The organism is Micromonospora sp. WMMD736 (assembly GCF_049179015.1).
Classification (GTDB): Bacteria; Actinomycetota; Actinomycetes; order Mycobacteriales; family Micromonosporaceae; genus Micromonospora.
Genome location: NZ_JBMHMI010000094.1, coordinates 1 through 4106, shown reverse-complemented (window position 1 = coordinate 4106; position 4106 = coordinate 1). Strand labels below are relative to the sequence as shown.

At 68.6% G+C, this 4106-nt stretch carries 4 protein-coding genes and 1 pseudogene; all 5 read left to right on the top strand.

Annotated elements, in window-relative coordinates; genetic code table 11:
• Positions 1–1301 (top strand): phenylacetate--CoA ligase family protein (locus ACN269_RS34060; RefSeq protein ID WP_421477356.1); only part of this gene is annotated, 1301 nt, incomplete at its 5' end.
• Positions 1302–1344: 43 nt separating this feature from the next.
• Entirely contained in the window at positions 1345–2343 is a 999-nt protein-coding gene (locus tag ACN269_RS34055; RefSeq protein WP_421477355.1) for a helix-turn-helix transcriptional regulator, read from the top strand.
• A gap of 101 nt (positions 2344–2444) precedes the next feature.
• Positions 2445–3428 (top strand): helix-turn-helix transcriptional regulator, encoded by a 984-nt coding sequence (locus tag ACN269_RS34050; RefSeq protein ID WP_421477353.1) that lies wholly within the window; start codon positions 2445–2447, stop codon positions 3426–3428.
• Positions 3429–3493: 65 nt separating this feature from the next.
• Positions 3494–3739 (top strand): Sec-independent protein translocase subunit TatA, encoded by a 246-nt coding sequence (gene tatA, locus ACN269_RS34045; protein ID WP_421477351.1) that lies wholly within the window; start codon positions 3494–3496, stop codon positions 3737–3739.
• A gap of 76 nt (positions 3740–3815) precedes the next feature.
• A pseudogene (locus tag ACN269_RS34040) lies at positions 3816–4106 on the top strand (hypothetical protein); the annotation flags it as partial.

Below are 4106 nucleotides of genomic sequence, written 5' to 3'. Positions count from 1 at the left end.
GGCTGAACTGGACGGCTGAACAGATTGCGTTCGCCCAGCGAGACGGCCTCCAGACCCTGTTGCGGCACGCCGCCGAGCACTCACCGTTCCACCGTAAGCGCTTGGCCGGCATGGACATTGCCACCATCAGTCCCGACGACCTGTCAGCGCTGCCGGTGATGACCAAGGCGCAGATGATGGCAGAGCTCGACGACGTGTTCACCGACCGACGGCTCAGCCAGGCCGCGGTCGAATCGGCGCTGGCGGCCACCGGTACCGAACCGGTTCCGATACTGGGCGATTACATCGCGCTGGCCTCCGGCGGTTGCTCGGGCCAGCGTGCAACATTCGTCCTCGACCGCACTGCGGTGAGCACGTTCACCGCATCGGTGCTGCGTGAGTCCGGGCCGGCCGACCCGATCGCTGAGGCGCCCGGTGGGCAACCGCTGATGGCGTTCGTCTCGTCGCCGTCGGCCGTGCACGCCACCGGGATGCTTGCCGCCCTGACCAGCGCGGGTGCGGCGCCGGTGCGGTCGGGCCTGGTGCCTGCCACCGCGGCGCTCGGCGAGATCGTGGCGCGCCTCAATGCGCTGCAGCCCGGCGTTCTCACCGGGTACGCCTCAATGCTGTCCCGGTTGGCGGCCGAAGCGAGCGGCGGTCGCCTTCGAATCGCACCGGCCATGGTGAACTCGACCAGTGAGACGTTGCTGCCCGAGATGCGGGCCGCCATCCGGGACGCGTTCGGGGTGCCGGTTGTGGACGCCTTCGGCTCCACCGAGGGCCTCGTCGGAAAGACGTGCCCTGATGACGATGTCTTCGTTTTCAACACAGATGTGTGCATCGTGGAGTTGGTCGACAGCGAGAACAGACCTGTTGCGCCGGGAGCCTCGTCGGCCAAGGTGCTGGTCACCAACCTCTACAACCTGACGCAGCCGCTGATCCGCTACGAGCTCACCGATGCCTTCGTCCGGCAGCCCGATGCGAAGGAGTCCGGCTATCTTCGGGCCCGGGTCCAGGGACGAAACGACGACGTGTTGCGCTACGGCAGCGTGGAAGTCCATCCCATCGCGATTCGATCTGTCCTGGTGACGACGCCTCAAGTCCTCGACTATCAAGTGCGCCAAACCCGGTGCGGAATCGAGGTGTTCGCGGTGACCCCCGAGGGGCCCCATCTCGAGACACTTTCCGACCGGTTGCGCCGGGCGCTCATCGACAGCGGGCTGCGCATCCCCGACGTCGCGGTGCGGCCGGTTGACGGCCTCGACCGGCACGCGGTCACCGGAAAATTCCGTCGCTTCGTCCCGTTCACCGGCACCGGCTGAACTGTCTGCGCGTGGCTTTCGCCGCACGCCCTAAGCTGTTGCCGTGGCGACGTCCAAAGTCGAGCGGCTGATGAACCTGGTCATCGCACTGCTGTCCACCCGCACGTTCCTGCCTGCCGAACGGATCCGCAAGATCGTCGCGGGCTATTCCGATAGCCCCAGCGATGAGGCGTTCAGCAGGATGTTCGAGCGGGACAAGAACGAATTACGCGACCTGGGCATCCCGCTGGAGACCGGCCGGGTCTCGGCCTACGACCCAACCGAGGGCTACCGGATCAACCGGGAGGCCTATGCGCTGCCGGCGGTTCAGCTGACCGCCGACGAGGCGGCCGCGGTGGCCGTCGCGACCCGGTTGTGGGAGTCGCCGGAGCTGATCACCGCCACCCAAAGCGCGTTGCTCAAGCTGCGCGCCGCAGGCGCCGACGTCGACGGCGGTGACGGCGGGGTGGCCATCAGCTCGACTGCAGCACTGCCCGGTCTGCGCGGCTCGGAGGCGGTGCTCGGCGTCCTGCTATCGGCCATCGACTCCGGCCATGCTGTGCAGTTCGCGCACCGCTCGGTGCGCAGTGAACCGTTCACCACGCGCACCGTCGAGCCGTGGGGTGTGATCACCCACCGGGGCCGGTGGTACCTGGTCGGCCATGACCGAGACCGCGACGACACCCGAACGTTTCGGCTGTCCCGCATCGGCGCCGAAGTCACCGCGATCGGTCCGGCCGGAGCGGTACACCGCCCCGACGGCGTCGACCTGCGTGACATCGTGCGCCGCGCGGTCAGTGAGTGGCCGACCGGTGCGCAGGCCAAGGTGTGGGTCGCCGACGGGCGGGCGACCGCGCTGCGGCGCCAAGCCACCACCGTCGGGCCGCGGGCACTGGGCGGCCGCTCCGGTGCGGAGTTGACGATCGACATCGGGATGGTCGACCGGCTGGCCCGCGAGATCGCCGGCTATGGCGCCGATGCGGTGGTGCTGGAACCGCCGTCGTTGCGCGACGAGGTCATGGCCCGGTTGCGGGCGCATGCCGGGAAGGCGGATCGCGCATGACTTGCGAGCGAGGAGCGAAGGCGGATCGCGCATGACTTGCGAGCGAGGAGCGAAGGCGGATCGCGCATGACTTGCGAGCGAGGAGCGAAGGCGGATCGCGCATGACACCGATTTCGACCCGGCTGGTCCGGCTGCTGAACATGGTGCCGTACTTCCAGACCAATCCGCGGATCACCCGTGCCGAGGCCGCGGCCGAACTCGGCGTCACGCCCCGACAGCTCGAGGAGGATCTCAACCAGCTGTGGCTGTGCGGTCTGCCCGGGTACGGACCAGGTGACCTGATCGACTTCGAATTCTCCGGTGACACAATCGAAGTCACGTTCTCGGCCGGAATCGACCATCCGCTGCGGTTGACCTCGCCGGAAGCCACCGGGGTGCTGGTCGCGCTGCGGGCGCTGGTCGATGTCCCGGGCATGGTGGACCCGCAGGCCGCGCGCAGTGCCATCGCCAAGATCGAGTCGGCGGCTGGGACGGTCAGCCCCGGCAACGACGCCGAGACCGCCGTCGATGAGCGCGCCCCGATGGAATGCGCAGCCGCGGCGGCGGTGCGCACCGCGGTTCGGGACGGGATGGCGCTGGCGATCGAGTACTATTCGGCCTCCCACGACGTGCTGACCAGCCGAATCGTCGACCCGATCCGGGTGGTGCTGGTGGCTGATCACAGCTACCTGGAGGCGTGGTGCCGGTCGGCCGACGGGGTACGGCTGTTCCGCTTCGACCGCATCGTCGACGCGCGGGTTCTCGACGAGGCATCGGCGCCGCCGCCGCCGGCCGTCCAGGCCGCCCCCGACACCTCGTTGTTCTCACCCGAGGCCGCCGACCCCACCCTGCCGTCGGCGACGCTGCTGATCGACCGCACCGCAGCGTGGATGTTCGACTACTACCCGCTGCGGGTGGTGGCCGAGCTGCCCGACGGCGGATGTGAGGCCGAGATGACCTACGCGGCCGAGGAGTGGATGTCGCGTTTCGTGCTCGGGTTCGGGTCCGCAGTGCAGGTGCTGGCGCCGGACTCGCTGGCCCGCCGGGTGCGGGAATCCGCGGCGGCGGCATTGCGGGCCTATGACCTAGTGGTCCTGGAACCGTAGACGGGTAGACTCGGCGCAGACTCTGGAGGTGACCAAAATTGGGTGGTCTACAACCCTGGCACTGGGTGATCGTCATCGCGGTGTTCGTGCTGCTCTTCGGTGCCAAGAAGCTGCCGGACGCGGCTCGCTCCCTCGGTAAGTCGATGCGGATCTTCAAGTCGGAGATCAAGGAGATGCAGGCGGACAGCGAGAAGTCCGACGCGACGCCGGAGGCCTCTGCGCCGGCCACTCCGATCGCATCCGAGCGGGTGGATCAGCCGGGCCCGACGCCGACGAACACCGAGCAGGCATCCGACAAGCACTCGGCCTGACCCGCGTCGATCGCGGACCCGCGGCGCCGTGCCGCGTGGCTTGGCCCTGTTCGTAGTCAGCCCATAGGCAGCCGCCGTGCACACCCCCGGAATCTTCAAGAAACTTGACCCGCGGCGCCGTCGCGCCCGGGTCAACCCCGACGGCACGATGTCGCTGGTCGAGCACCTCACCGAACTACGCACCCGGCTGCTGATCGCAGCGGCGGCCGTCGTGCTGACAACCATCCTCGGATTCCTCTGGTACACCAACGGCGTTTTCGGATTCCACAGCCTCGGTGAATGGCTGCGCGGTCCGTACTGCGCGCTGCCCGACTCGTCGCGCGCCGACATCGCCCCCGGCGACGAGTGCCGGCTGCTGGCCACCGGA

Excerpts from the sequence above, each read along its gene's own strand:
- ACN269_RS34050 (WP_421477353.1), top strand. The coding sequence starts at position 2,445 with ATGACACCGATTTCGACCCGGCTGGTCCGGCTGCTGAACATGGTGCCG.